This is a genomic window from Phycicoccus sp. (assembly GCF_035325325.1).
In the GTDB taxonomy this organism is placed as follows: domain Bacteria; phylum Actinomycetota; class Actinomycetes; order Actinomycetales; family Dermatophilaceae; genus Phycicoccus.
Genome location: NZ_DAOLAC010000004.1, coordinates 49,414 through 75,027, shown reverse-complemented (window position 1 = coordinate 75,027; position 25,614 = coordinate 49,414). Strand labels below are relative to the sequence as shown.

Genomic DNA, 25,614 nt, shown 5'->3' with positions numbered 1-25,614 from the left:
CCGAGGCGGTGTCGCGGCCGGGGGGCGGGGCGCTGGTCGAGGATCGCGTCAGGCGCGCGGAGCGCAGGCGGAGGCCGACATCACCCGCTGGGCGAGGGCGCCGAGCCCGATGACCGCACCGGGGACCAGCGCCGCCGTCGAGAGCGCGAGGCCGGCCATCAGCCAGGCCAGGACGAGGAGGACGAGCGGCCCGGCCGCGCACGGCGCCGAGGGGCGCAGGGTCGCGGGGGGCCACCGGCGGGGGAGGTAGGTGGCGAGCGTCGCCGAGGCGCCGCCCGCGGCCACCGCGAGCAGCGCCCACCCGGTCACCGAGGGGGCGTGGCCGGTCGGCAGCGCGTCGAGCAGGGTGAGGAGCACCGGCCCGACGAGCAGGATGGCGACGGCCCGGCGGCCGCGGGTCCACGCCGGGAGCCGCTCGGGCGGACGCAGCGCGGCGAGCGCCTCGACCTCCGGAGGGTGCCGGAGCTCGAGGCGCACGCGCGGACCGGCGTCGGTCACCGGCCGAAGGCGTGACCGGGCGCGGGCTCGGCGGGCTCGTCGGCGCAGGTGCAGCGGGCGGGCGCCGGGACGGACGCCATGACCATGTCGGCATGCATGCCGCAGCCGGCCCAGGTCGTCTTGCCGCAGACGTGGCAGGTGGCGGGGGAGCACATGGGGGACCTCCGAGGGGTTGGGGGAGTCGGGTCGTCGCCGATCGTAGCTTGATACCCCCAGGGGTATCAAGTCGAGGGATGGCCGACCGCCGGGTCCCCCGGCGAGGTCGTCGGTGAGCCGCCCGGTGGGCCGCCCGGTGAGGTGGTCGGGGTGGGCGGGGTGCGGCCGGTCGAGCGCGACCGCAGCGCGACCGCACCCGCGGCGAGGACGACGACGAAGATCACCGAGAAGCCCAGCCGCGGTTCGAGCGGCACGAGGATGCCGATCGTGCCGCCGAGCACCCAGAAGGCCTGGAGGATGGTCTCGGACCAGGAGAAGACCCGGGCCCGCACCATCTCGGCGACGTCGCGCTGGATCAGCGCGTCGAGGCAGAGCTTGGCCAGCTGCCCGAAGACGCCACCCGCGAGGCCCACGAGGGCGAGCGCCCACACCGAGTAGAAGAGCGCCGTCACGAGCGCCGCGACCAGCGCGACGAGCGCGATGACGGAGGCCATCGCCTCGGGGGCGGGGGTCTCCTTGCGGTTGCCGATGAGCGAGCCGAGCGCGTTGCCGAGCCCGGCGGCGCCGGCGACGAGCGCGAGGACGACCGGCCCCTTCCATCCGGGCAGCGGGTGCTCGCGCATGAGGAAGGTGAGGAAGAGGGTGAGGAAGCCGGTGAGCATCCGCGCCCCGGTGGTCAGCCAGAGGACGTAGCGGACCCCGACCGGCAGCGCGCGCAGCCGTCGGGCGCCGCGTTCCGGGCTGCCGATGGGCTCGCGGGCCACCGGGGTGCCGTCGACGTCGAGCTCGCCGACCGTGCTGTCGACCCGCGCGGGGAGGCGGATGGCCATGACGGTGGCCGCGACGAAGATGACGAAGGCGACCCGCAGCGACCAGTCGGGGCCGATCCGTGACGCCGCGCCGGCGAGCCCGCCGCCGAGGAGCATCCCCACGATGCCGGCGATGTTGAGCCGCGAGTTCGCGCTCACGAGGCCGATGCCCGCCGGCAGCAGGCGCGGGACCGCCGCGGCCCGGGCCACGGCGTAGGAGCGCGACGCGACGAGGCAGCCGAGGGCCGCCGGGAAGAGCCACGGGCTGTCCTCGACGACCGCCGAGGCGAGGACCCAGGCGAGGAAGCCGCGGGTGGCCAGCGTCGTGCCGAGGGCCCAGCGGCGGCCGTGGCGGAAGCGGTCGAGGAGCGGGCCGATGAGCGGCGCGAGGAGGAGGAACGGGGCCATCGTCAGCAGGAGGAAGAGGGCGACCCGGCCGCGGGCCTCGTCGGTCGGCATCGCGAACACCGTGCCGGCGAGGGAGACCGTCACCGCGGCGTCCCCGGCGACCTGGACGGCGTGCAGCTCGGTGAGCCGGGCGAGGCCGGTGTCCGCGGCGCCGTCCGCGCCGGCGAACCGGCGGAAGCGGCGCCCCGCCGCCCGCCCGCCGCGCCCGACCGCGCGGGCCGAGGCCGCGCCCCCCTTCCCGACGGCCCGCAGCCCGGCGTTGCCGCCCCGGCCGACGGCCCGCGCGCCGTCGGAGAGGCGCCGCGTCCGCGGGGGGCGCGGCTGCTGCTCCGGAGGCGTCGAGGGCGGGACGGTCACGCTCCGATCCTGCCTCGTGCGGGCGTGCACGTGGGGGACGGGGGCCGACCCGGTCTCCCGCGTCGCGGACCGGAACAAGGGTGGCGTGACGCGGCGTTGTGCGTCCCATGACCACCCCCGACACCGGCATGGCCGACCGCTACCAGCGCGCCCGCGGCCTCTTCGAGCACGGGGAGTACCGGGCGGCGGCGACCGAGCTCTCGGCCCTCGTCGACGCCAGCGCCCTCGAGCCGCCGCTGCACGGCACGACCGAGCTGCGGCTGCTGCTCGCCCGCTCGTACTACCACTCCGCCCAGCTCGGACGCGCCGAGCGGGTGACCCGCGCCATCCTCGTCGACGACCCCGACGAGGCGTACGCCAACCTCCTCCTCGGCCGCACGCTCGAACGCCAGGGGCGGCCCGCGGAGGCCCGACCACACCTCGCGATGGCCGAGCTGCTCGGCGGGTACGGCGACGAGGGCCGGCTGCCCCCGAGCGTCGTCGACGAGGGGGTCGGCGGTGTCGTCCCGGTCGAGGACGAGCGTGCCGAGGGCGGTGCCTCCGCGGGCCCGGCCGCACCGTGACCGACTACGGGCACGACCTCGAGTTCGGGATCTTCCCGACCCCCGACGCCGCGTCCGCGGAGCGGGTCCTCGAGCTCGCCCAGCTGGCCGACGTCCTCGGGCTCGACCTCGTGACCGTCCAGGACCACCCCTACCAGGCCCGTCACCTCGACGCCTGGACGCTGCTGTCGGTCATCGGCGCCCGCACCACCGCCGTGCGCGTCGCCCCGAACGTCGCGAACCTCCCGCTGCGACCGCCGGCCGTGCTCGCGCAGGCCGTCGCGTCCCTCGACCTGCTGACCGGCGGCCGCGTCGAGCTCGGCCTCGGGACCGGCGCCTTCTGGGACGCCGTCGAGGCGGCGGGTGGCGTGCGGCTCGCTCCCGGCCAGGCGGTCGACGCGCTCGTCGAGGCCGTCGCCGTGCTGCGGGCGATGTGGGCCGGCGAGGGGTCGGTGCGGGTCGAGGGCCGGCACCACCGCGTCGTCGGGCTGCACGCCGGCCCGCGTCCCGCGCACCCCGTCGGCATCTGGCTCGGTGCCTACAAGCCGCGGATGCTGCGGGTCACCGGACGGCTCGCCGACGGCTGGCTGCCGAGCATGGGCTACGCCGACCCGGAGGCGCTCGGCGGGATGAACGCCGTCATCGACGAGGCCGCGGTGGCGGCCGGCCGGGCGCCGGAGGAGGTCCGCCGGCTCTACAACGTCTTCCCCGGCGGTCGGTCCGGGAGCGGGCTGCGCGGCACCCCGTCCGACTGGCCCGAGCAGCTCGCCGAGCTCACCCTCGAGCACGGGATGGCGACCTTCGTCCTCGGCGCCGACGACCCGGGGCTCGTCCAGGCCTGGGCCCGCGAGGTGGCGCCGGCGACGCGCGAGCTCGTCGAGGCCGGGCGGGCGCACACGGCCTCCGCTGCGCCGGACGGGCCGGCCACGACGGGGCCGGCGCCCGAGCCTCGGCCCGGCATCGAATCCGCTTCCGCCTCAGCCACGTTCGTGCCGACGCCGGATGACGGAACCCGGCTCACCGGCGAGCTGGGGTGGGACGAGGCGTCACGCCCGACCTACCCGGTGTCCGCGGACGCCGCGGCCTACTCGGACGCCCAGCTCGCCGCGCCCCGCCACCTCGTCGAGGTCCACGACCACCTCCGGGCCGAGCTGGCCCAGGTGCGCGACGTCGTCGACCAGGTCGCGCGGGGCCGGATGACCGTCGGCACCGCGCGCTCCGCCGTCAACGCGATGACGATGCGCCAGAACCAGTGGACCCTCGGTGCCTACTGCGAGTCCTACTGCCGGGTCGTCACCGGGCACCACACCCTCGAGGACCAGGCGGTCTTCCCGCACCTGCGCTGGAGCGACCCGGACGCGGCCCCGGTCATCGCCCGGCTCGAGGAGGAGCACGAGGTCATCCACGACGTCCTCGACGACGTCGACCGGGCCCTCGTGGCGCTCGTCGCCGAGGAGGACGGGGCGATGGAGCGGCTGCGGCACGTCGTCGACCTGCTGACCGACACGCTGCTCTCGCACCTGGCCTACGAGGAACGCGAGCTGATGCACCCCCTCGCCCGCCACGGCTTCCACTGACCCCGCCGCCGCCCTCCCCCCGGCTTCCCGACTTATTGCACATTTCCCACCTCAGGCGACCCGAAACCGGCCCCTCGAGGTGGGAAATGCGCAATGAGTCGGGTGCTACGGGGAGGGGGACTCGAGGGCGAGGAGACGCTCCTTGGCCGCGGAACCGCCCGCGTAGCCACCGACCCCACCGGAGGCCGGGAGCACCCGGTGGCACGGCAGCGTGATGCACAGCGGGTTGCCGCCGAGCGCCGTGCCGACCGCCCGTGCGGCCCCCGGATGCCCCACGCGGGCCGCGAGCGCCGCGTAGGTCGTCCGCTGGCCGTACCCGACCGTCTCGGCGAGGCCGGTCAGCACCTCGCGCTGGAAGGCCGACGCGAGGGCGAGGTCGGGCTCGACCTGCACCCGCCGTGTCCGGCCGGCGAGGAACTCCTCGAGCGCCCGGCGGACGGCGTCGGTCGGCGCGGGATGGCGCAGGACGCGGGGGCTGACCGTCGCCGCGAGGCGCCGGAGCCAGCGCTCCTCGGCGGCGTCGTCGGGCGCGTAGGCGGTCGCCAGCACCCGCCCGTCGTCGCGCACGGCGAGGAGCATCCGGCCGACGGCGGTGTCGTCGACGACGTACGAGACGTCGGTCGGCGCGAGCCGCGGCGGACCGGCGAGGGTGGGGGCGAAGGAGCTGAACGGGTCGGTCATCGTGGGTCCTCGGGGTCGATGAGGTCGAGGCGCAGGCTGGCCAGCGCGTCGCTCACGAGACGCCGGCTCATCCCGGGGGACGTGCCGAGCGCCGCGGCGACGGCACGGTGGTCGAGGTCGCCGACGAAGCGGAGCACGACGGCGTCGCGCTGCCGCTCGGGCAGGGCGGCGACGCGACCCCACAGCTCGTCGTCCCGCGCCTCGGGAGGGTTGACCGCGGGCGCCGCCGAGAGGTCGGCCGGGTCCTCGTGCGGAGTGGTCCGCCGGGCGGCGCGGTGGTGGTCCATCGCGCAGCGGTGGGTGATGGTCAGGAGCCACGAGCGCAGGTTGCGCGCATGGGTGAGCCGCGGGTAGGCCGCGAGCGCCTGGGTCCACGCCTGCTGGGCCACGTCGTCGGCGTGCACCGGGCCGACGAGGCCGTGCGCGAGCCGGGCGACGTCGCGCCAGTGCTCGTCGACGAGGTGCTGGAAGGGAGGAAGGCTCACGATGGTCCAACGGTAGGGCGGCCGGATGCGTGAGTCGCGCCGCCCGCGGGGGCGACGACGTCGGCGGCGACGGCCGCGTCGGGGGCGACGCCGGCCGGCCGTGGGCCGGGTCCCGCCGGGAGACCTCCCGCGTGTCGGCGCCCCGCACACCGCGCGCACAGCCGGACCCGTCATCATGGTGAACCGTGACCGTCGAGCAGCAGACGACCACCCGGCCCCTCGTCGTGGCCCACCGTGGTGCCAGTGCCGAGGAGGCCGAGCACACGCTCCGGGCCTACCGCCGCGCGTACGAGCACGGCGCCGACGGCGTCGAGTGCGACGTGCGGCTCACCGCGGACCACCACCTCGTGTGCGTCCACGACCGCCGGGTCGAGCGCACCTCCAACGGCGCCGGTGTCGTCTCGACCCTCGAGCTGGCCCGGCTCGAGCAGCTGGACTGGGCCTCGTGGAAGAACGGTCCCGGCGACGCCGAGGGACCGGACGCCGACCCCGAGCGGGGGCACCTGCTCACCCTGCGGCGGCTGCTCGACTCGCTCGTCGAGCAGGGCGGCGAGCCGCTGACCCTCATCGAGACCAAGCACCCGACCCGGCACGGCGACGACGTCGAGAAGACCCTCGTCCAGGTGCTGCGGGCCTTCGACCTCGACCGCGGCGACCAGCCCGGCCGTCCGCACGTGCGCGTCATGTCGTTCTCCGGCCGCGCCCTCCAGCGGGTCCACAAGCTCTCGCCCAAGGTGCCCCTGGTGCACCTCGTCTCGGCCAAGGGCCGCTCGCTGCCGCTCGACGGCACGCTGCCCCCGGGCGTCCGCACGGTCGGCCTCGACATCGCGTTCCTGCGGAAGAAGGCGTCGGTCGTCCAGAAGTACCGGCGGCACGGGCACGGCGTGTTCGTGTGGACGGTCGACCGCGAGGAGGACATGGACCTCTGCCGCGAGCTCGGGGTCGACGTCGTCATCACCAACCGTCCCCGGGTGGCCATCGACCGGATCCGGGGCACGGAGTAGGTTTGACGCCGTGACCTCGGACGACGCCCCTGCCACCACCACCCCCGAGGAGCTCGAGCTCGACGTCGCGGAGTCCTCCGGGCCGGGGGTCGACAGCATCATCTGCACCGTGCGCGTCCCGGCGGACCCCTCGTCGGTCGGCCGCGTGCGGCACTCGCTCGTCACCGACCTGTCGGCCCGCGACCTGCCGGAGGACCTCGTCGGCGAGGCCGAGATCGTCGCCTCCGAGCTGCTGACCAACGCGGTGCGGCACGCCCGCCCGCTGTCCGACGGCACGATCCGGGTGCGCTGGAAGATCCGCGGCGACGTCGTCGAGGTCGAGGTCACCGACGGCGGCGGCGCCACGGTCCCCAAGCCGGCGCCGCGCACCGTCTGGCTCTCCAGCGGCCGCGGCCTGCGCATCGTCCGGTCGATGGCCCACGAGTGGGGCGTCACCGAGGACCGCACGGGCAACGTCGTGTGGGCCACGCTCGGCGGCCCGAGCCGGCGCCGCGCGACCTGACGTCCGACGCTCCGCCACCTGACGCCCGACGCTCCGCCACCTGACGGCCCGCGCCCCGACGTCCTCTAGGGTGACGCGCATGGGCAAGGCATCGCGACGACACCGCGGCACCGACCGCACCCCGAGGGCCGCACGGCCCCAGCCGGCGCCGTTCGAGGCCCGTCCGTTCGCCGGGCTGCCGCACGAGACCGACTGGGTCGCGATGCGCGAGATCCTGCCGGCCGCGACCGCGGTCGTCACGGTGCGTCCCGAGCACGTCCCCGACGGCGCGCCCTCGGAGGTCACCGTGGCCACCGTCCTCCCGCTCGCCTGGCCGGCGCTGCACCGCACCGACGGGACCGTCCTCATCGGGACGCAGTCCGGCAACTCCAGCGGTGACGCGTCGCGTGACCTCGCGGCCCAGCTGCTCGCCGGGCTCGCCGCCGAGCAGGGGCACCCGGTGACGACCACCCCGCAGGTCACCGCCGACAGCCCCCGCCTCCAGGACGTCCTCGCCGCCGACTCCGGCTTCGACGTCGTCGTGCACGAGGGCTTCGACTTCTGGGTCGAGGACCAGGAGCTCGAGGGCGAGGCCAGGGAGTCGCTCGAGCGGGCGAACGAGTCGATCGTCCCGACCGTCCCGATGGCAGCGCTGCCGTCCGCGTACTGGGTGCGCATCGGCGACCGCGCCCACGTCCGGCTCGTCCTGCCCGACGACGAGGACGTCGCGACCGACGCGCTCGCCCGGCTGCACGCCGCCGGCGAGGACGGCCTCGGCGACGGCACCCGTCTGCTCGGCGCGTTCCGCGCCGGCGGCCTCCTCGTCCCGGTCTGGGACCTCGACCCCGAGCTCGGCGCGGCGGACCACGAGGACGCGCTCGCGGCGTTCGGCGAGCGCTACCGCGCGGCCCTCGGTGCCGACGCCCCGCTCACGGCCGAGGAGCGGCGCGCCCGCTCCGGTCTGCTCAGCCGCCAGGTGACCCTCCGCTGATGGTGCGTCCCGCCCGCACCGAGTGGGGAAACGGCTGCTCCGACAACCGTTCCCGGACCCGGGGTGGGTTGGGGTGCCCGGCGTGAGCGCGATGGCGAGCCGGGTCGCCGCCGTCGTCCCGTGCAAGGACGAGGCCGACCGCATCGGCGCCACGGTCGCGGCCGTCCTCGCCCTGCCGCAGGTCCGCCGGGTCGTCGTCGTCGACGACGGCAGCACCGACGCCACCGCGCACGTCGCGCGCGAGGCCGGCGCCGCGGTCGTCATCCACGCCCGCAACCGGGGCAAGGCGGCGGCGCTCGAGACCGGGGTGCGGCACGTCCGCGAGCTGGAGGCGGTGTCCGCCGCCACCGACCCGGACGACGCCTGGCCGGCCGCGCTGCTCTTCGTCGACGGCGACCTCGAGGAGACGGCGGCGGCCCTCGGCGTGCTCACCGACGCGGTCCTCGAGGGCCGGGCGGACATGACGATCGCGACCCTGCCCGCGCAGATCACCGCCGGCGGCGGCCGCGGTCTCGTCGTCCGGCTGGCGCGGCGGGGCATCGAGCGGCTCACCGGTTTCCGTGCGGTGCAACCCCTCTCCGGGATGCGTTGCCTGTCACCGGCCGCCTACGACGCCGCGAGCCCGCTGGCCCGCGGGTGGGGGGTCGAGACCGCGCTGACCGTCGACGTGCTCCGGGCCGGGCTGCGGGTCCTCGAGGTGCCGTGCGAGCTCCAGCACCGGGTCAGCGGCAGCGACTGGAGGGGGCAGCTGCACCGCGCCGCCCAGTACCGCGACGTGTGGCTCGCCCTCGTCCGGCGCGGGTGGCGTCCGTGGCACCGGGGCTGACGCCGGTCACCCGCGAGGGGCCGGCGGCCTCCGCCCCGCCGGTGGCGTCGGCGCACGCCGAGACCGTCCGGCGCCTCGTGCTCGGCGCGTCCGTCGCGCTGCTCCTCGTCGTCGGGCTCGCCCGGCCGAACGCCGCCCAGCCCGACCTCGACCCCCGGGGATGGGCCCCGGGGACCCTCCTCCCGCTGACCCTCTCCCCGACCGTCGTGACGGGCCTGCTGTGGATGGCGTACCTCCTCGGCGCCGTGGCGGTGGCGATCGGGATGCGACGCCAGGTCCCTCCGCTGCGCCGGTGGTGGGTGCCCGGCGGGCTCGGCGTGGCCGCGCTGCTCGTCGCGCCGTTCGGGTCGGCCGACCACATCAGCTACGTCGCCTACGGGCGCATCCTCGTCTCCGGCGGCAACCCGTGGGTGGAGTCGCCGGCGGCCTGGCACGGCGGCGCCGATCCGGTGACGAGCCGGGTCGAGGCCCCGTGGACCGAGGAGCCGAGCGTCTACGGCCCGTTCGCCACGCTGCTGCACGGCCTCTCCGCCTGGCTCGGCGGCCCGCAGCTGCGCCAGGAGGTGTGGGTCTGGCAGGCCGTCGTCGTCCTCGCCTGGCTGGCCACCCGCTGGGCACTGCGCACGGCGCTGCCCCGGCGGCTGCACGGCCGGGTCGACGTGGTGTGGACGCTCAACCCCCTCGTGCTCGGCGCCGGCGTCCTCGGCGCGCACGTCGACGTCGTCGCCACCGCCCTCGTCGCGGTCGCGGTGGCGGCGACGGCGCGCCTCGCCGGTCCGCGCGGTGCGGCCGTGGCGGGTGCGGCCGTGGCGCTCGCGGCCTCGACGAAGATCACCTACGGGGTGGGACTCGTGGCCCTCGCGGTCGCCTACTGGCTCAACCGGTCCCGCGGCGAGGACGGTCGGCCGGCCCGGGTCGCGGCACACCTCGGCGCACGCCTCGGGGCGCTCCTCGCCGGGTTCCTCGTCGTCGCGGGCGGCCTCCAGGCGTGGGGCGGCGGGCACGTGTACGACCAGCTCGCACGTTCCCGGCAGGCGGTGTCCCTCGCGACGCCGTGGCGCCCGCTCCTCGAGGCGCTGCGACCCGTCATCGGCAACCCCGAGGCGCGCACGGTCGTCTCGGCCGGCGCGGCCCTGCTCGCCGTCGTCCTCGCCGTCGCCCTCGTCCGGATGACCCGGCGCGACGCCGCCCCCGACGACGACCCCCGCCTCGACGTCGCCGCCTCGGCCCTGCGGGTCACCGCCGTCCTCGCGCTGGCGTACTCGCTCGCCGCGCCCTACTCGCTGCCGTGGTACGACGTGCTCGTCTGGGCGGCCCTGCCCGCCCTCGTCGCCGGCCCGGTCGACCTGCTGGCCCTGGCCCGTCTCACCCTGATGTGCCTGGCCTACGTGCCCGGTCGGGTCCTCGGCATGACGCCCGGCGTCGAGTCGCTCACCCTCGGTCTGCGCCGGGAGGTCGCGCCGTGGCTGGCCCTCGCCCTGTGGGTCGTGGCGCTCGCGGTCAGCGTCGTCGCCGGCCGCGGCGGGTCGGGGCGGTGGTCCGCGCCTCCTCGAGCAGGTAGCCGACCGACGCCGACACGATGAGCGGGATGGCGAGGGTGGCCCCGACCGCCGGGATGGCCACGCCGGAGTCGTTGACCGCGAACCCGATCGCCAGCATGAGGAAGAGTGCGACGAGCCCGGGGCGCAGGGTCGGCGCGTTGTCGTAGGAACGCTGCAGCGCGCGCGAGCCCCACGACGTCGGGCGCGCCAGGACGTACGCGACGAAGAGCAGCGCGGCCGGGACGAGGAGGGTCAGCGGGGCGTTGCTCCGGAGGATCTCGAGGTTCTGCTCCGCCTTGCGCGTCACGATGTCGCCCGCGGTGCCGTCGATGATCGCCTGGATGAACCGCCCGAGGTGTGTCCGGTCGGCCGGTGCCCGGAGCCAGTCCGCGCCGGCCACGGCGAAGAACACGACGACGACGGCGCCGGCGACGAGCAGCCAGCGGCGCCACGTCATCCGGACCCCGAGGATGGCGAGGACGAGGTAGACGACCGCCGGGAGCAGGGCCGGCGGTCCCCCGAGGTCGGCGCCCCAGAAGGGCGCGGCGTCGACGACGAGCGCGGCGAACCCGATGACCCCCACGGCGATCGCCGCCGCGAGGTTCGCCCGGCGCAGGACGAGCGCCGAGGAGACCGCGACGGCGAGCAGGAGGGTCGCCGTGCCGAAGAGCGCGAACGTCGGGTTGCCCATCCCGTAGAACCGGCCGGCGACGACCGGTTGCAGGCCCATGAGCGAGGACAGCTGGAGCCGCGAACCGGTGATGACGTCGACGGCGAGGACGGCGGCGGTCACCCCGGAGACGAAGGCCATCGGGCCGAGCGGCCAGCGTGCCCAGGGTCCGCGGAGGGCGGCGCCGGCGATGACGGCCACGAAGGCCAGGACGGTCGCGACGACGGCGAGCATCTCGATCGGGAAGCGCCACCAGGGCACGAGGTTGGCGAGGAAGGTGGAGACCGGCACGGCGGCGGCCGCCACCGCGAGGACCCGCACCCGGGTGAGCACCGTGGCCCGGGTGGCCTCGGAACCGATGCGGCCCTTCCAGACGAGGAGCACGAGGAGGTAGACGACGAGCTGGCCGTAGGCGAACACCTGGAAGAACGGCTCGACGAGGCCGTGCACGTCGTGGCTGGCCTCGTCGAGGTCGCGCAGCGACGTGAGCCGGTCGCGGGCGCGGCGCTCGGAGTTGTCGGGCGCGGGGTCGTCGGTGAGCGGTGCGCCCGCGACGGCGTCGGGGACCGGCACCCCGACGCTGGCGAGGACGGTCGCGGTGAGGTCGGGGGACTGTGCCAGCCCGACCTGCCGCGTCGAGCCGGAGACGAGGGTGCCGGGACCGAAGTGCGGCCCGCGCGCCAGGACGAGCCGCAGCCGCTCGGAGCGGCCGGCGTCGGCGAGGCTGGCGACGACGAAGTCGGCGCCGTTCGGTCCGGCCGCGACGACCTCGCCGATCCGCGCGTCGATGGCGCGGACCTGCTCGGCGCGGGACCCGCCGGCGCTCTCGCCGGGGACGACGTCGGCGGGGTCGCGCACGACCCCCACGTCGACGAGCGTCACCGGGCAGGTGTTGAGGTCGACGAGCATCTCGTCCGGGGTCAGCTCGCTGTGGTGCTCGACGGTGCCGTCCGGGAGGGCCGCCCCGGCGACGGCGTAGGGGCCGACCGCCGCGACGCACATCCCGGCGTGGTCGACCTCCTGCGCGAGCAGCCCCAGGTGGGTGTCGAACTTCTGCGCCGCGGCGGCGTCGAGGTAGTCCTGCCACTGGGTCACCCGGTCGCCGGTGAGCGTCGGCGCACCGGGGCAGGGCCGGTCGGCCGGGTTGGCGGCGGGGCCCTCCCGCCGGACGGCGGCGCGCGACCCGGCGGAGAGCCCCAGCCAGCCGTCGCCGGGGCAGGTGTTGGAGGACACCGAGCGCACCGAGAGCGCGGCCGAGGCGCCGTCGCGCAGCATGAGCCACAGGTTCGGGGTGTTCTTCTCGTCGACGTCCGACCAGCTGATGCCACCGGTGCCGATGAGGACGACCGCGCCGGTCTGCTCGCGGGCGGGTGCCGCCCCCGAGCTCGGGACCGCGAGGAGGAGCCCGCCGACGGTGGCGACGATGGCCAGCGCGACGGCGAGGGCTCTGCGGGTCACGCCGGACAGGGTACGCACCCGTGGTGAGAATGGTGTCGTGACCACCCCGAGGGCCTCGCGCCCGCCAGCGCCCCGTCGCCGGTGGGTGTCGTGGACCCTCGCGGCCCTCGTCATCGCCCTCGCCGCGAGCCCGGTCGCCCTGCGCTACCTCGTCTTCTGGCCGCTCGACCAGTGGCAGGTCGACGTCGACGTCTACCGCGACGCAGGCGTCTCGATCCTCACCGGGCGCCCGATCTACTCGGCGATGACCGAGGCCCCGCAGCTGCTGCCGTTCACCTACCCGCCCTTCGCGGCGTTCCTCGCGCTGCCGCTGGCCTTCATCCCGTTCGGGGTCGTCGGCTGGCTGTGGACGGCGCTGCAGGTCGTCGCGACGACGGCCATCGTCTGGTACGCCGGCCGGCGCGTCCTCGTGACCGCCGGGGACCGCCTGCCGCTGGCTCTCGCGCTGCTCACCGCGCCGATGCTGTGGCTGCACCCGGTCGACGACGGCATCCGCTTCGGCCAGGTCAACGCGTTCCTCGTGCTGGCCTGCGTCATGGACCTCGTCGAGCCCCGGCCACGGCTGGCCCGCTGGCTGCCGCGCGGTGCGCTCATCGGGCTGGCGATGGCGGTCAAGCTGACGCCCGGGGTGTTCGTCGTGCACTTCCTCGTCACGCGGCGCTGGCCCGAAGCGGCGACGACCGTGGCGTCAGCGGCCGTCGCGACGCTGCTCGCCGCCGTCATCCTCCCCGGGACGTCCTGGGAGTTCTGGACCTCCGCGCTGCGCGACCCCACCCGCCTCGGCCCGAACGCGGGCACGGCCAACCAGTCGATCCGCGGGTTCCTCCTGCGGCTCGGGCCGGAGGGGCTGCCCGGCACGGTGCTCTGGCTCGTCGTCGTCGCGGTCGTCGCCTGGTTCGGCTTCCGGTTGGCCGCCCGGATGTACCGCGCCGGCGACCCGGTGGCCGAGCTCGCCGTCGTCGGCATCGTCGCCTGCCTCGTCTCCCCGGTGTCGTGGGTGCACCACTACCACTGGGTCGTCGTCGTCGTCCTCGCGCTGCTCGGGGCCCGCCCGTGGCAGGAACGGCACCGGCTGTGGGCGGCGCTCGCGGTCACGGTGTTCTTCACCCTCCGACTGCCGTGGTGGGGCATCGACTGGCTCGCGCACCGCGACTGGCCGGAGTGGCCCGGGCGCGTCCTCCAGAACGCCGACGTCGCCGGCGGGGTGCTGTGCCTCGTGCTCCTCTGGTGGGTGGCGCGGGAGCGGCCCGGGAGCCGGGCGGACGAGGCCGGCGTCGGTACCCCGGCCGAGGAGGCCACGGCAGGTGCGTGACGAGGTCCTGCCCCCGGCGACACCGCCCGGCACGTCGATCACCGTGTTCTCGCGGACCGGGATGGTGCTCGAGGTCGTCGGCGAGAAGGTCGGCATCCCCCTCGCGCGTCCACCCGTCCTCGTGCCGTTCGCGGCGGGTGCCGGCGTCGTCGTCCTCGTCGTGTGGCTGGGGCGCGGGTGGTTCGGTGCCGGGGACGGCGGCTTCTGGCAGGACGGACTGCGCTTCTGGCTCACGTGGGCGGTCTACTTCGCCGCCTACTACCCGACCCGGAGGGTCCTCACCGTCCTCGTGCGCGAGCACTCCACCCGGTGGCGGGTCGGTGTCGTCCTGCCCGACCCCAGGAACGGTCGCGGGCGGTGGGTCCTACGCTCCGAGACGCTGCCGCGCGGGGTCGACCCACGCTCCCGGATGGAGCAGCTGCTCGCGGACGTGCGGACCGGGCGGATGGACGCGCGCCGGACGCGCTTCGGCGTCCGGGCCGTGTGCGACGACGACCCGGCCCTCGGGACGACCCGCCCCGGCTGACGTCGAGCGCCTAGCCTTGGGCGCGTGCTCGGACTGGATGCGCGGGAGGCGGTGCTCCTCGGGGTGCCGGCGGTGCTGGGGCTCCTCGCGCTCGTCGGCCTCGTCGTGCTGCTCGCCCGGACCGCGGCGTTGCGCCGACGGGTCGCGGCGCTCGAGGGCCACCGCCCGGCGGGGGACTCCGACGTCGCGGCCCTGCGCGCCGAGGTCGCCCAGGCGCTGCGGCACGTGGCGGTCGTCCGGTACGACGCGTTCGGCGACATGGGCGGCCGGCTGAGCTTCAGCGCGGCCGTCGTCGACGACCGCGGCGACGGGCTCGTCATCAGCTCGATCCACGCGCGCGGGGAGTCGCGCACCTACGCCAAGGGCGTCGTCGGCGGCACCTCCGACGCCACCCTCTCGCCCGAGGAGCAGCAGGCCCTCGCGGCGGCCCGGACCGGCAAGGAGCAGCCATGACGACCCGCCTCGGCTACCTCGGACCGGAGGGGACCTTCACCTCGATGGCGCTCGACGCCTGGCCGGCGGCCGACGGCGCGGAGCGGGTGGCCTTCGGGTCGGTCGACGCGGCCCTCGCGGCGTTGCGGGCCGGCGACGTCGACGGTGCGATGGTCCCGATCGAGAACTCGGTCGAGGGCGGGGTGTCGGCGACGCTCGACGCCCTGGCCAGCGGCGACCCGCTGCTCGTCACCGGTGAGGTGATGGTGCCGGTCACCTTCGTCCTCGCGGCCCGGGGTGGGGTGGCGCTGGCCGACGTGCGTGCGGTCGGGACGCACTCGCACGCGTGGGCGCAGGTCCGCGGGTGGATGGGGGAGCACCTGCCACGGGCCGTGTACGTGCCGACGCTGTCGACGGCGGCGGCGGCCGAGACGCTGGGGGCGCTGCACGAGGGGCGGGCCGCGGCCGCGGGGTCGGCGGGGTCGGCCGGGTCGCCGGCGTTCGACGCGGCGGTGTGCGCCCCGGCGGCGGCCACGCTGCACGGGCTGTCGGTGCTCGCGGAGGGCATCGGCGACATGCAGGCGGCGGTGACGCGCTTCGTGCTCGTCGCGCGGCCGGGCGACCTGCCCGCGCCGACCGGCGCCGACAAGACGACGGTCGTGCTCTTCCAGCGCGACGACCACGCAGGCGGGCTGCTCGAGCTGCTCGAGCAGTTCGCGGCCCGGGGCATCAACATGACACGGCTGGAGTCGCGCCCGACCAAGGCGTCGATGGGGTCGTACTGCTTCTCGATCGACGTCGAGGGCCACGTGCACGACGAGCGGCTCGGCGAGGCGCTCATGGGGCTGAAGCGGATCTGCGCCGAGGTGCGCTTCCTCGGGTCCTACCCGCGAGCGGACCGGCGGCCGGCGACGGTCGGGCCACGGGCGAGTGACGCCGACTTCGCGGCCGCGCGATCGTGGTTGCACGGCATCCGGGACGCCGGGGTCTGAGCAAGCGAGTCCCGGCCGCCAGGGGTTTGAGCAAGCGGGTCCCGGCCGCCGGGGTCCGAGCGAGTGGCTCCCGGCTGCCAGGGGTTTGTGCAAGCGGGTCCCGGCCGCCGGGGTCCGAGCGAGCGGTTCCCGGCCGCCAGGGGTTTGTGCAAGCGGGTCCCGGCCGCCGGGGTCCGAGCGAGCGGTTCTCGGCCCCCGGGAGAGAAGGGGTGTTGCCCCGAACTCCTTGCCCCACGTGAGGTATCCCTTGCCCGACGCAAACGATCCCTTGCCCGGCGCAAGGTATCCCTTGCCACCCGCAAGGGATCGTTTGCGGGAGGCAAGGAGTTGGGGAGACGACACAACCGGGAGCCGCTCTCAGCACGCACCGGCGGCGAGCCGCCCGACCGCGTGCCCTGCGGCTCACCCGTGCGCCGCGCCGCGCGTCCATCGGCGCGCTCCCGGGGCTCACCCGTGCGCCGCGCCGCGCGTCCACCGGCGCGCTCCCCGGGCTCACCCCTGCGCCGCGCCGTCCGACCGCTCGAGCCCCAGCCAGTACCGCTCACCCTCGCCCCAGTGGAGGTAGAGGTACGGCCCGGACCGCTCCAGCCGCGGGCGCGCGTCGAGCATCGAGACGACCCACGCCTCCTGACCGGCCCGCCCCTCCTCGAGGCATGCCATCTCGGTGAGCGCCAGGCCCCGCCCACCGAGCACGAGTCGCGAGTCCTCCACCGACACCGTGCCCCCGCCGGTGTTGCACCCGGTCTGGACCGAGACGCGCTCGCCGTCGAAGGTCAGGACGACCGGCGCCGCGAGCGCCGCCGGGGCCCGGGTCGCGTTGACCGCGGCCCACCGCCCGGCGAGCTCGTCCACCGACGTCACCGGCGCCGACCCGTTCGCCGAGTCCGCGCCACCGCCCCACAGCCGGAGCGCCGCCGCCCCCGCGACGACGAGCACGACGACGAACAGCACGGCGAGCACCCGGCCGGAGAGGCGTCCCATGCCGCTCGGACGCCCGCTACCCGACGAGGGTTCCGGACCCTCCGGTGCCCGCCGCGCCCGACCGCTCGGGGATCCCGCCCTCGTCGGTGTGCGCGGTGACCCACGCGTCGACCTCACCCCAGCGGGCGTCCAGCCACGTCGCGAACGCCACCGGGTCGTCGGGCACGTCGGCCGACCGGTAGGTCCAGGTCCGCACGAGGAAGGGCCGGTCGCGGAACGGCATCGCCTCCCAGATCAGCCGAGCGTCGGAGAGCTGTCCGTAGCCGGCGTGCGCCACCACCATGACGTCGGCGTCCGGGCGCGCCGAGCGAGCCGCCCACGCCCCCCGCGTCTTCGGCGGCAGCACGTTGACCAGCTCCTCGGCCCGGGCCGCCCGTCGGTGCTCGCCCGTCCGGCGCAGCCGCTCGATGAGCCGCGCCCGCCGCGTCGGGGTCCAGTTCTGGCCCTCGGGGAAGAGGAGGAGCACGTCCCCGCTGCCCAGGCTGGACGCCATCCCGCGCACCCCGGCCAGCCGGTCCTCGCCGGCCGACGGGACGAAGAACGAGTCGAGCCGGGTGAGGATGGTGTCGATCCCCGGGTCCCAGCGCAGCGCCTCGGCGAGGACGATGCGCGGCAGCCGGCCGGCCGTGCGGGCCAGCAGCCACGCGACGGCCAGCGAGTCGAACGGGCCGGCGTGCCGGGCGAAGGCGATGAGCGGCCGGCCCTCGGTGCCGAAGTGCATCCGGTCGGTGAGCCGCACCTCGAGCCCGAACCAGCGGCGCGTGTAGAACATCAGCGAGTCGAGCGCGTCGGCGAGCAGCCCCTCGTGGTCCTCGCGCCACGCCGGGGCGTGCTGGTCGCGCGGCTCGGCACCGAGCACCCAGCACCGGACGAGCATCCGGATGTCGACCCACATGAGCAGCACGGCGAGGCAGACCGAGCGGAAGAGCCGGGCCCGCCGGTCGACCAACGCGGCGAACGCCCCCAGCACGACGACCGGGACCATGAGCCCGGTGACGACCACGCCGACGAGCGGCCACAGCGGAGCGAGGACACGACGCACCGCCGGGGGAGGCGGGGGGATGCCACGTGCGCCCATGCCGGTGAGCCTAGAGCCCGGCGAGGTACTGGGCCGAGGCCTCGTAGGCCTGGTCCTCCCGCTCGCGCATCCGGGACGCCCGCGCGGCGCGGATGGGGACGTTCGGCGTCGTCGAAGCGCCGCTCGGCAGCACGTGCGTCTCGACCCCGCCGGGCACCGACGCCATCTCGTGGACGAAGCGGTGCCGGCGGGCGATCTCGAACGCGACCATCCCCACCTCCCAGGGCAACCGCGGTGGGGCGAGGGGCTGTTCGACCCGGCCGACCTGGAGGACGAACACCCGGGTCGCCCCGAGCTCGAGCGCCCGGCCGACCGGGATGGAGTGGACGAGCCCCCCGTCGAAGTGCCAGTGCCCACCGATCTCGACCGGCGGGAAGAGCCCCGGCACCGAGCACGACGCGATGACCGGCGCGGCGAGCTCGCCCGAGGAGAACCACGCCGACGACGCGTCGTCGATCCGCGCCGCGACGCACTGGAACGGCACGACCAGCTCCTCGAACGTCGTCACCGGCAGGTAGGTGTCGAGGACGTGCCGGAGCGGCGCGTTCGAGAGCAGGTGCGTCCGCGAACGGGCGACGCGGGCCGCCTGGCGGACGGGGCTCTCGGTGAACACGCCGTCGCGGACCACCGCCTCCCACACCTCGGCGAGCCGGGCGGCGCCGACGGGGGAGGGGTCCGCGGCGACGAACGCCCCGTTGAGCGCACCGATGCTCGTGCCGACGACGACGTCCGGGACGATGCCGGCCTCGGCGAGCGCCCGGACCATCCCGACCTGCGTCGCGCCGAGGACACCGCCGCCCCCGAGGACGAACGCGGTCTGCTCCTCGCGACGCGGCATGAGCCCATGATGCAGCCCGGTAGCCTGCGAGCATGAGCGGCGCGGCGATCTTCGACCTCGACCGCACCCTCCTCCAGGGCGGCACGGGTCCGCTCCTGTCCCGCGCGATGTACGACCTCGGGGTCGTCAGCCGGCGGCTGCCCGGCGAGGGACTGCTCTACAAGGCGTTCGACCTCATCGGGGAAACCCTGCCGAGCATCGCCCTCGCCCGCCAGGCCACCCTCGTCGCCCGCGGCCGGACCGGCGACGCGTTCGACGCCGCCGCCGCCGCGGCCGCCGACACCATCGCCGCGGTGATCCACCCGTTCGCGCTCGCCCTCATCGAGCAGCACCGGGCCGCCGGCCGGCCCGTCGTCCTCGCGACGACGACCCCCGAGCACCTCGTCCGCCCGCTCGCCGAGCGGCTCGGGGTCGACCACGTCGTCGCCACCCGCTACGCGCTGACCGACGACGGCCGGTTCAGCGGCGACCTCGACGGCCCGTTCGTCTGGTCCCGCGGCAAGCTGGCCGCGGTCCGGTCCTGGGCCGAGCGCGAGGGCGTCGACCTCGCGGAGTCCTTCGCCTACTCCGACTCCATCTACGACCTGCCGCTGCTCTCGGCGGTCGGCAGCCCCGCCGCGGTCAACCCGGACCCGCGGCTCACGCTCTACGCGCTCGCCCGGGGGTGGCCCATCGTGCACTTCGACGTCTCGCCAGGCGTGGTGAAGATCCCGGTCCTCGGGGTCGAGCTCCAGCGCCTGCTCTTCCTCGCCAGCCCACCGGCCCTCACCCCCTACGCACGTTTCGACGTCGCCGGGACGGAGAACATCCCGCGCACCGGCCCGGCCATCCTCGTCGGCAACCACCGCAGCTACTTCGACATCCCGGCGATGATCCAGATGATGCGCCGCACCGGCCGCACCGGCCGCATCCTCGCGAAGAAGGAGCTCTTCGACGTGCCGGTCGTCGGGGCGCTGGCCAGCGCCCTCGGCGGCATCCCGGTCGACCGCGCCGGCGGTGGCCAGGAGTCCTTCGAGACCGCCGCGGTGGCTCTCGAGGCCGGCGAGCTGGTCTGCCTCCTCCCGCAGGGCACGATCCCGCGGGGGGCGCGGTTCTACGACCCGGTCCTCAAGGGGCGTACCGGCGCCGCCCGGCTCGCCGCGGCGACCGGGGCCCCGGTCATCCCGTTCGGGGTGTGGGGCAGCGAGAAGGTGTGGCCGCGCAGCTCGGCCCTGCCGCGGATGCTCTCGCTCACCGACCCGCCGACCGTCCGCGTGCGGGTCGGGCCGCCGGTGGAGGTCCTCGGCCGCTCGGCCGCGGCGGACACGCGACGGATCATGGAGGCCATCGTCGACTGCCTGCCGCCCGAGGCCCGCGAGGAGCGGACCCCCACGGCCGAGGAGGTCGCGCTCGCGACGCCTCGCGGTCGCTCCCGCGGGTGACGCCGTCCCCCGCGTCCCGGGTGTGCGTGCGCCGGTGTTCCGCAGGGCGGATCGGGATTTGACGTCCGGGCACCATTAGGGTTACCTAACTCAGGTAAGCCTCACCTGTGCCTGGATGGAGTTCGGATGTTCGTCAGCAACGCCCTCATCGGGCTGCGTGAGGGGCTCGAAGCCGCCCTCGTCGTCGTCATCCTCCTCGCCTTCCTCGTGAAGACGCAGCGTACCTGGGGCATCCGCTGGGTCTGGGCCGGGGTCGCGACCGCCGTCGCCCTTTCCGTCGGGCTCGGCGCCCTGCTGACCTTCGGCACCCGCCAGCTCTCGTTCGAGGCCCAGGAGGCGGTGGGTGGCACGGCGAGCATCGTCGCGGTCGGTTTCGTCACCGTGATGGTCTTCTGGATGAAGTCGGCCGCGCGGAGCATCTCCGGCGAGCTCAAGGGACGGCTCGACCGCGCCCTCGACCTCGGCCCGCTGGCCGTGGCCCTCGTCGGCTTCCTCGGGGTCGGTCGTGAGGGCCTCGAGACCGCGATCTTCTTCTACGCGACCGCGCAGGCCGCCGGCTCCGGCAACAACGTTCCGCTCCTCGGCTGGGCCGTGGGCCTCGCCGGCGCCGTCGTCCTCGGCTGGCTGATGTACAAGGGCGCCCTGAAGATCAACCTCTCGAAGTTCTTCCGCTACACCGGGATCGCGCTCGTCGTCGTCGCCGGAGGCATCCTCGCCTACGGCATCCACGACCTCCAGGAGGCGGCGATCCTGCCCGGGCTCAACACCCTCGCCTTCGACCTCTCCGGCAGCATCGACTCCAACACCTGGTACGCCGCGCTGCTCAAGGGCATCTTCAACTTCACGCCGCAGACCACCGTGCTCCAGGCCGTCGCGTGGGTGCTCTACGTCGGCACCGTCATGTACTTCTTCCTCCGGCCCACCCGCGGCACGACCGCGGCCGCCCCGGAGCGCCCCGACCCCGCACGCGAGACCGCGGCGGCCTGACCCGCTGCCCGAGCCCGTCCCGCGAGCGCCCACCCCATCCCGGAAGGACCTCCCCGATGTCGACCTCGCGCGCCCGCGCGGCGTTCCTCGCCCTGCCCGTCACCCTCGTGCTCGCCGCCTGCGCCGGCGGGGGCGACGGCGCCGACAAGGGCTCCGGTGACGGTCCGATCACGGTGACCGCCACCGACACCGCGTGCGAGCTCTCCCGCACCGAGGCCCCGGCCGGCACCGTCGAGTTCGCGGTGACCAACAAGGGCAGCAAGATCAACGAGTTCTACGTCTACGCCGAGGGCGACCGGATCATGGGCGAGGTCGAGAACATCGGCCCCGGCCTCTCGCGCACCTTCCACGTCGAGCTGAGCGAGCCGGGCACCTACCAGACGGCCTGCAAGCCGGGGATGGTCGGCGACGGCATCCGGGCCGACTTCACGGTCACCGGCTCCGCGGGCGCGGCGAAGAGCGACGACGAGAACCTCGCCGCCGCGACGGCGACCTACCAGCAGTACGTCGCCGAGGAGGCCGACGAGTTCCTCGCGCGGACGACCGAGTTCGTCGCCCTCGTCAAGGCCGGCAAGGTGGCGGCGGCCAAGGCCCTCTACCCGACGGCCCGCTCCTCCTGGGAGCGCATCGAGCCGGTCGCGGAGTCCTTCGGCGACCTCGACCCGCGGATCGACGGGCGCGAGGACGTCGTCGAGGAGGGGATGGAGTTCACCGGCTACCACCGCCTCGAGAAGGACCTGTGGCGGACCGCGCTGCAGAAGGACTCCGGCGAGATCGCCGACCGCCTGCTCGCCGACGTCACCGAGCTCGTGGCGAAGGCGAAGACGGTGCAGCTCAACCCGCTCCAGCTGGCCAACGGCTCGAAGGCGCTGCTGGACGAGATCGCCACCGGCAAGATCACCGGCGAGGAAGAGCGCTACAGCCACACCGACCTCTGGGACTTCGACGCGAACTTCGAGGGGTCGAAGGCGGCGCTGCAGGCGCTGCGCCCGTTCCTGCTGGCCAAGGACCCCGAGCTCGTCGAGACCATCGACGCGCGTGGCACGGCGCTCGAGCAGCTGCTCGACTCGCACCACTCCGGTGAGGGCTTCGTCCTCTACACCTCGCTCGGCGACGCCGACGTCAAGAAGCTGACCGAGGCCCTCGACGCGTTCGCCGAGCCGGTCGCGACCGTCGCGGGTGTCGTGGCGAAGGGATGACCCCTCCGGTGGACGGCTCGACGCGGCGCGCGGTCCTCGCCGCCGGTGCAGGCACCGCGGTGGCCGGTGCCGCCGCCGGGGTCGCGTGGGCCTCGCGCCCGGCGGCCGCTGCCCCGGGTGCGGCGAGCGGCGGCGCCCTGTCGGCGACCGACGGCGTGGTCCCGTTCCGGGGGCCGCACCAGGCCGGCATCACGACCCCGGCCCAGGACCGGCTGCACTTCGTCGCGCTCGACGTCGTCACCGACGACCCCGCCGCCCTGCGCGACCTGCTCACCGCCTGGACCCGGGCCGCGGAACGGATGACCCTCGGCGCCGAGGCGGCGCCGGGTGGCACCGTCGGCGGCGGCCCCTACGGCGTGCCCCAGGACACCGGCGAGGCCCTCGACCTCCCGGCCGCCAACCTCACCGTGACCATCGGCTACGGCCCCTCGCTCTTCGACGGGCGCTTCGGGCTCGCCGGCCGCCGCCCGGAGGCGCTGCGCGACCTGCCGGCCTTCGCGGGCGACGACCTCGACCCCGCGCGCTCCGGCGGCGACCTGTGCATCCAGGCCTGCGCCGACGACCCCCAGGTCGCGGTGCACGCGGTGCGCAACCTCGTCCGGATGGGCTTCGGTGTCGTCGCCGTGCGCTGGAGCCAGCTCGGCTTCGGGCGCACGTCCTCGACCTCCACCTCGCAGGCGACCCCGCGCAACCTCTTCGGGTTCAAGGACGGCACGGCGAACCTCAAGGCCGAGGAGGCCGCCGCCCTCGACGAGCACGTGTGGGTCGCGTCGGACGACGTGGCCGGTGGGGCCGGCGGGGCCGGGTGGCTGGCCGGTGGCTCCTACCTCGTCGCGCGGCGCATCCGGATGCACATCGAGGTCTGGGACCGCAGCACGCTGCAGGACCAGGAGGACACGATCGGGCGGGACAAGAAGGACGGTGCACCGCTCGGGCAGCACGGGGAGTTCACCGAGCCGGACTTCCACGCTCGGGCCGCCGGCGGCGACCCCCGGATCCCGGTCGACTCGCACGTCGCGCTGGCCCATCCCGATCACCTCGGCGGCATCCGCATCCTGCGTCGGGGCTACAACTTCACCGACGGCACGGACGGTCAGGGGCACCTCGACGCCGGGCTCTTCTTCGTCGCGTTCGTCCGGGACGCCCACCGCCAGTTCGTCCCGATGCAGCGGGCGCTGGCCCGCGCCGACCGGATGAACGAGTACGTCGAGCACACCGGCTCGGCGCTGTTCGCCTGCCCGCCGGGGTTGCCCGACGGTGGGGACTGGGGGACCCAGCTCTTCGGCTGAGGCGCCCGGCGCGCGGGCTGCCGCGGGGGACCGCAGGGACGGGGCCACGCGAGCCCCTGCGCCGGCGCGGTCCCGTCCCCGGGTGGATGTTACCGGCTGGTAGAACCGGTTCCTCGGGGGAGAACTCCCCGTTCGACGAAATATATTCCCCCGACTGGTGAGTGCCGGGGCGGCGGTGTCCGAGGGTCGGACGGCGACCGGGGGTGGCGCCGGGCCCCGGTGCGCGACAGGGTGGACCCATGACCGCGCCCACCACCGTCGTCCTCTTCGGGGCCACCGGCGACCTCGCCCAGCGCAAGCTCATCCCGGGCCTGCTCCACCTGTTCCAGTCGCGCCTGCTCGACGACCTGCGCGTCGTCGGCACCTCGCTCGACGACAAGAGCGTCGAGGAGTTCCGGGACTTCGTGCACACCGCCGTGCGCGAGCACAGCACACGGGACATCGACGAGGCCGACTGGCGCGAGTTCGTCCAGCGCGTCGACTACGTGCCGCTGTCGTCCGGTCCGGAGGCGCTGGCCCGCGCGGTCGCGGCGGCCGAGGAGCAGCTGCCCGGTGACGTCGCGCTGCGGCTGCACTACCTGGCGGTGCCGCCGAAGGCTGCCCTCGCCGCGGTGCAGACGATCGCCGACGCGAAGCTCGTCGAACGCAGCCGGGTGGTCATGGAGAAGCCGTTCGGGCACGACCACGCCTCGGCCGTCGCGCTCAACGCCGAGCTGCACCAGGTCTTCGACGAGGAGCAGATCTTCCGCATCGACCACTTCCTCGGCAAGGAGCCGGCCCAGAACATCCTCGCGTTCCGGTTCGCCAACGGCCTCTTCGAGCCGATCTGGCACCGCAACAACATCTCGCACGTCCAGATCGACGTGCCGGAGACCCTCGGGCTCAGCCAGCGGGCCGACTTCTACGAAGCGACCGGCGCCTACCGCGACATGGTCGTCACGCACCTGTTCCAGATCCTCGCGTTCACCGCGATGGAGCCGCCGACCGCGCTCGAGCCGGCGGCCATCAGCCGGGAGAAGAACAAGGTCTTCCGCTCGATGCAGCCGATCATGCCGACCGACGTCGTGCGCGGGCAGTACACGGGCTACCACGACGAGCCCGGGGTCGCGCCCGACTCCGACACCGAGACCTTCGTCGCGCTCAAGTGCTTCGTCGACAACTGGCGTTGGGCCGGGGTGCCGTTCTACCTGCGCACCGGCAAGCGGATGGCCGAGGGGGCGCGGATCATCTCGATCGCGTTCAAGGAGCCGCCGCAGTCGATGTTCCCCAAGGGGTCGGGGGTCGGCGACCAGGGGCCGGACCACCTGACCTTCGACCTCGCCGACAAGTCGCGGATGTCGCTGTCGTTCTACGGGAAGCGACCGGGGCCGGGCTTCCGGCTCGACAAGCTGTCGATGCAGTTCGCGATGCAGGAGACCGACTGGGCGGGCGCGGTGCTCGAGGCGTACGAGCGGCTCATCTACGACGCCGCGCGCGGCGACCGGACCCTCTTCACGTCGGCGACCGGCATCGAACGGCTGTGGGAGATCAGCCAGCCGATCCTCGACAACCCGCCGCCCGTGCACCCCTACGCACAGGGCACCTACGGCCCGAACCAGATCCACCAGCTCATCGCGCCGTTCACCTGGCGGCTGCCCTTCGAGCGGAAGTGGCGCGAGAAGAAGGTCTGAGCCGGGGCCGGGGCCTGGGCCGGGGCCGGGGCCTGGGCCGGGGCCTGGGCCGGCGGCCCGGGCTGGGCGGCCGGGTGGTCGGGAGTCAGGAGCCCTGGAGTCGGGTGCGGCGGCGGGGACGGCGGACCAGCCGCCCGAGCGCTGGTGTCGTGCCCGGACCTCCTTGCCCCGCGCAATCGATCCCTTGCGTCCGGCAAGGGATCGATTGCGTCGGGCAAGGAATCCCGTGCGTCGGGCAAGGAATCCCGTGCGTCGGGCAAGGGATCCGTTGCGTCGAGCAAGGAGCTGGGGAGAACACCCCTTGTCCGGGACGAGGCGGGGACGGCCCCCCGCGCGCCTCAGGCGTCGCGGGGCGGCCACCCGCTCGCCACAGGCGTCGCGGGGTGGCCACCCGCCCGCCTGAGG

25 protein-coding genes are annotated in these 25,614 nt (G+C 75.1%); 16 read left to right on the top strand and 9 right to left on the bottom strand.

Annotation, left to right across the window (positions count from 1 at the left end):
• Positions 1 to 48: 48 nt before the first annotated feature.
• The 3 genes from PKA89_RS04490 to PKA89_RS04480 all read right to left on the bottom strand — a co-directional run bounded on the left by PKA89_RS04490 (position 49) and on the right by PKA89_RS04480 (position 2,228).
• The gene (locus PKA89_RS04490) at positions 49 to 498 is read right to left on the bottom strand and encodes a hypothetical protein (RefSeq protein ID WP_324416987.1); all 450 of its coding nucleotides are present in this window, start codon (positions 496 to 498) and stop codon (positions 49 to 51) included.
• On the bottom strand, positions 495 to 653 hold the full coding sequence (locus tag PKA89_RS04485; protein ID WP_324416986.1) for a hypothetical protein: 159 nt from the start codon (positions 651 to 653) through the stop codon (positions 495 to 497). The genes PKA89_RS04490 and PKA89_RS04485 overlap by 4 nt, the downstream gene beginning before the upstream one ends.
• Before the next feature lie 66 nt (positions 654 to 719).
• A complete protein-coding gene (locus tag PKA89_RS04480; RefSeq protein ID WP_324416985.1) occupies positions 720 to 2,228 on the bottom strand; it encodes an MFS transporter in 1,509 nt (502 codons plus the stop codon).
• Positions 2,229 to 2,335: 107 nt separating this feature from the next.
• Between PKA89_RS04480 and PKA89_RS04475 the strand changes: the two genes are divergently transcribed.
• Positions 2,336 to 2,791: a tetratricopeptide repeat protein gene (locus tag PKA89_RS04475; protein WP_324416984.1), complete on the top strand. Its 456-nt coding sequence runs from the start codon at positions 2,336 to 2,338 to the stop codon at positions 2,789 to 2,791.
• Complete coding sequence (locus PKA89_RS04470) at positions 2,788 to 4,347, top strand: LLM class flavin-dependent oxidoreductase (RefSeq protein WP_324416983.1); 1,560 nt, start codon at positions 2,788 to 2,790, stop codon at positions 4,345 to 4,347. Before PKA89_RS04475 ends, PKA89_RS04470 begins: the two co-directional genes overlap by 4 nt.
• 105 nt (positions 4,348 to 4,452) lie before the next feature.
• Here PKA89_RS04470 and PKA89_RS04465 read toward each other — a convergent pair whose 3' ends face one another.
• The gene (locus PKA89_RS04465; protein ID WP_324416981.1) at positions 4,453 to 5,028 is read right to left on the bottom strand and encodes a methylated-DNA--[protein]-cysteine S-methyltransferase; all 576 of its coding nucleotides are present in this window, start codon (positions 5,026 to 5,028) and stop codon (positions 4,453 to 4,455) included.
• Positions 5,025 to 5,513, bottom strand: coding sequence for a sigma-70 family RNA polymerase sigma factor (locus tag PKA89_RS04460; RefSeq protein WP_324416979.1), 489 nt, complete (start codon positions 5,511 to 5,513; stop codon positions 5,025 to 5,027). Before PKA89_RS04460 ends, PKA89_RS04465 begins: the two co-directional genes overlap by 4 nt.
• Before the next feature lie 185 nt (positions 5,514 to 5,698).
• Between PKA89_RS04460 and PKA89_RS04455 the strand changes: the two genes are divergently transcribed.
• The 5 genes from PKA89_RS04455 (at position 5,699) to PKA89_RS04435 (ending at position 10,398) form a co-directional block, all read left to right on the top strand.
• Positions 5,699 to 6,517, top strand: coding sequence for a glycerophosphodiester phosphodiesterase family protein (locus PKA89_RS04455; protein WP_324416977.1), 819 nt, complete (start codon positions 5,699 to 5,701; stop codon positions 6,515 to 6,517).
• A 10-nt stretch (positions 6,518 to 6,527) separates the two neighbouring features.
• Positions 6,528 to 7,019 carry an ATP-binding protein gene (locus PKA89_RS04450; RefSeq protein ID WP_324416975.1) on the top strand — a complete coding sequence of 164 codons (492 nt, stop codon included), beginning with the start codon at positions 6,528 to 6,530 and terminating at the stop codon, positions 7,017 to 7,019.
• 79 nt (positions 7,020 to 7,098) lie between these two features.
• Complete coding sequence (locus tag PKA89_RS04445) at positions 7,099 to 7,989, top strand: DUF5926 family protein (protein WP_324416973.1); 891 nt, start codon at positions 7,099 to 7,101, stop codon at positions 7,987 to 7,989.
• A 91-nt stretch (positions 7,990 to 8,080) separates the two neighbouring features.
• Positions 8,081 to 8,815, top strand: a complete 735-nt coding sequence (locus tag PKA89_RS04440) for a glycosyltransferase (RefSeq protein WP_324417218.1) — start codon at positions 8,081 to 8,083, stop codon at positions 8,813 to 8,815.
• Positions 8,800 to 10,398 (top strand): hypothetical protein, encoded by a 1,599-nt coding sequence (locus PKA89_RS04435; protein ID WP_324416971.1) that lies wholly within the window; start codon positions 8,800 to 8,802, stop codon positions 10,396 to 10,398. The genes PKA89_RS04440 and PKA89_RS04435 overlap by 16 nt, the downstream gene beginning before the upstream one ends.
• Here PKA89_RS04435 and PKA89_RS04430 read toward each other — a convergent pair.
• Positions 10,316 to 12,484 carry a hypothetical protein gene (locus tag PKA89_RS04430; protein ID WP_324416969.1) on the bottom strand — a complete coding sequence of 723 codons (2,169 nt, stop codon included), beginning with the start codon at positions 12,482 to 12,484 and terminating at the stop codon, positions 10,316 to 10,318. The genes PKA89_RS04435 and PKA89_RS04430 overlap by 83 nt on opposite strands.
• Before the next feature lie 37 nt (positions 12,485 to 12,521).
• Between PKA89_RS04430 and PKA89_RS04425 the strand changes: the two genes are divergently transcribed.
• The 4 genes from PKA89_RS04425 to pheA are packed head-to-tail and all read left to right on the top strand — an operon-like array spanning position 12,522 to position 15,746.
• Complete coding sequence (locus PKA89_RS04425) at positions 12,522 to 13,796, top strand: glycosyltransferase 87 family protein (RefSeq protein WP_324416967.1); 1,275 nt, start codon at positions 12,522 to 12,524, stop codon at positions 13,794 to 13,796.
• Positions 13,789 to 14,322, top strand: coding sequence for a hypothetical protein (locus PKA89_RS04420; protein WP_324416965.1), 534 nt, complete (start codon positions 13,789 to 13,791; stop codon positions 14,320 to 14,322). The genes PKA89_RS04425 and PKA89_RS04420 overlap by 8 nt, the downstream gene beginning before the upstream one ends.
• A 24-nt stretch (positions 14,323 to 14,346) precedes the next feature.
• The gene (locus PKA89_RS04415) at positions 14,347 to 14,775 is read left to right on the top strand and encodes a DUF4446 family protein (RefSeq protein ID WP_324416963.1); all 429 of its coding nucleotides are present in this window, start codon (positions 14,347 to 14,349) and stop codon (positions 14,773 to 14,775) included.
• A complete protein-coding gene (pheA, locus tag PKA89_RS04410) occupies positions 14,772 to 15,746 on the top strand; it encodes a prephenate dehydratase (protein ID WP_324416962.1) in 975 nt (324 codons plus the stop codon). The genes PKA89_RS04415 and pheA overlap by 4 nt, the downstream gene beginning before the upstream one ends.
• 492 nt (positions 15,747 to 16,238) lie before the next feature.
• Here the strand turns inward: pheA and PKA89_RS04405 are convergent, their stop codons facing one another.
• Genes PKA89_RS04405 through PKA89_RS04395 form a run of 3 tightly spaced genes read right to left on the bottom strand, consistent with a single transcriptional unit; the run spans position 16,239 to position 18,643 of the window.
• A complete protein-coding gene (locus tag PKA89_RS04405) occupies positions 16,239 to 16,727 on the bottom strand; it encodes an META domain-containing protein (RefSeq protein ID WP_324416960.1) in 489 nt (162 codons plus the stop codon).
• A 16-nt stretch (positions 16,728 to 16,743) separates the two neighbouring features.
• Positions 16,744 to 17,805 (bottom strand): 1-acyl-sn-glycerol-3-phosphate acyltransferase, encoded by a 1,062-nt coding sequence (locus PKA89_RS04400; protein ID WP_324416958.1) that lies wholly within the window; start codon positions 17,803 to 17,805, stop codon positions 16,744 to 16,746.
• A 10-nt stretch (positions 17,806 to 17,815) separates the two neighbouring features.
• Positions 17,816 to 18,643, bottom strand: coding sequence for a patatin-like phospholipase family protein (locus tag PKA89_RS04395; protein ID WP_324416956.1), 828 nt, complete (start codon positions 18,641 to 18,643; stop codon positions 17,816 to 17,818).
• Between the two features lie 32 nt (positions 18,644 to 18,675).
• Between PKA89_RS04395 and PKA89_RS04390 the strand changes: the two genes are divergently transcribed.
• The 5 genes from PKA89_RS04390 (at position 18,676) to zwf (ending at position 25,209) form a co-directional block, all read left to right on the top strand.
• Positions 18,676 to 20,064, top strand: coding sequence for an HAD-IB family hydrolase (locus PKA89_RS04390; protein WP_324416954.1), 1,389 nt, complete (start codon positions 18,676 to 18,678; stop codon positions 20,062 to 20,064).
• A 126-nt stretch (positions 20,065 to 20,190) separates the two neighbouring features.
• Positions 20,191 to 21,051, top strand: coding sequence for an iron uptake transporter permease EfeU (gene efeU / locus PKA89_RS04385; protein WP_324416952.1), 861 nt, complete (start codon positions 20,191 to 20,193; stop codon positions 21,049 to 21,051).
• Positions 21,052 to 21,107: 56 nt separating this feature from the next.
• A complete protein-coding gene (gene efeO / locus PKA89_RS04380) occupies positions 21,108 to 22,250 on the top strand; it encodes an iron uptake system protein EfeO (RefSeq protein ID WP_324416950.1) in 1,143 nt (380 codons plus the stop codon).
• Entirely contained in the window at positions 22,247 to 23,539 is a 1,293-nt protein-coding gene (gene efeB / locus PKA89_RS04375; RefSeq protein ID WP_324416948.1) for an iron uptake transporter deferrochelatase/peroxidase subunit, read from the top strand. The genes efeO and efeB overlap by 4 nt, the downstream gene beginning before the upstream one ends.
• 239 nt (positions 23,540 to 23,778) lie before the next feature.
• Positions 23,779 to 25,209, top strand: coding sequence for a glucose-6-phosphate dehydrogenase (gene zwf / locus PKA89_RS04370; protein WP_324416946.1), 1,431 nt, complete (start codon positions 23,779 to 23,781; stop codon positions 25,207 to 25,209).
• Positions 25,210 to 25,614: the final 405 nt, after the last annotated feature.

Coding starts and splice junctions, on each gene's coding strand:
- PKA89_RS04485 (WP_324416986.1), bottom strand. CDS start 653: ATGTGCTCCCCCGCCACCTGCCACGTCTGCGGCAAGACGACCTGGGCC.
- PKA89_RS04475 (WP_324416984.1), top strand. CDS start 2,336: ATGACCACCCCCGACACCGGCATGGCCGACCGCTACCAGCGCGCCCGC.
- PKA89_RS04465 (WP_324416981.1), bottom strand. CDS start 5,028: ATGACCGACCCGTTCAGCTCCTTCGCCCCCACCCTCGCCGGTCCGCCG.
- PKA89_RS04445 (WP_324416973.1), top strand. CDS start 7,099: ATGGGCAAGGCATCGCGACGACACCGCGGCACCGACCGCACCCCGAGG.
- PKA89_RS04440 (WP_324417218.1), top strand. CDS start 8,081: ATGGCGAGCCGGGTCGCCGCCGTCGTCCCGTGCAAGGACGAGGCCGAC.
- pheA (WP_324416962.1), top strand. CDS start 14,772: ATGACGACCCGCCTCGGCTACCTCGGACCGGAGGGGACCTTCACCTCG.
- PKA89_RS04405 (WP_324416960.1), bottom strand. CDS start 16,727: ATGGGACGCCTCTCCGGCCGGGTGCTCGCCGTGCTGTTCGTCGTCGTG.
- PKA89_RS04400 (WP_324416958.1), bottom strand. CDS start 17,805: ATGGGCGCACGTGGCATCCCCCCGCCTCCCCCGGCGGTGCGTCGTGTC.
- PKA89_RS04395 (WP_324416956.1), bottom strand. CDS start 18,643: ATGCCGCGTCGCGAGGAGCAGACCGCGTTCGTCCTCGGGGGCGGCGGT.
- PKA89_RS04390 (WP_324416954.1), top strand. CDS start 18,676: ATGAGCGGCGCGGCGATCTTCGACCTCGACCGCACCCTCCTCCAGGGC.
- efeU (WP_324416952.1), top strand. CDS start 20,191: ATGTTCGTCAGCAACGCCCTCATCGGGCTGCGTGAGGGGCTCGAAGCC.
- efeO (WP_324416950.1), top strand. CDS start 21,108: ATGTCGACCTCGCGCGCCCGCGCGGCGTTCCTCGCCCTGCCCGTCACC.
- efeB (WP_324416948.1), top strand. CDS start 22,247: ATGACCCCTCCGGTGGACGGCTCGACGCGGCGCGCGGTCCTCGCCGCC.
- zwf (WP_324416946.1), top strand. CDS start 23,779: ATGACCGCGCCCACCACCGTCGTCCTCTTCGGGGCCACCGGCGACCTC.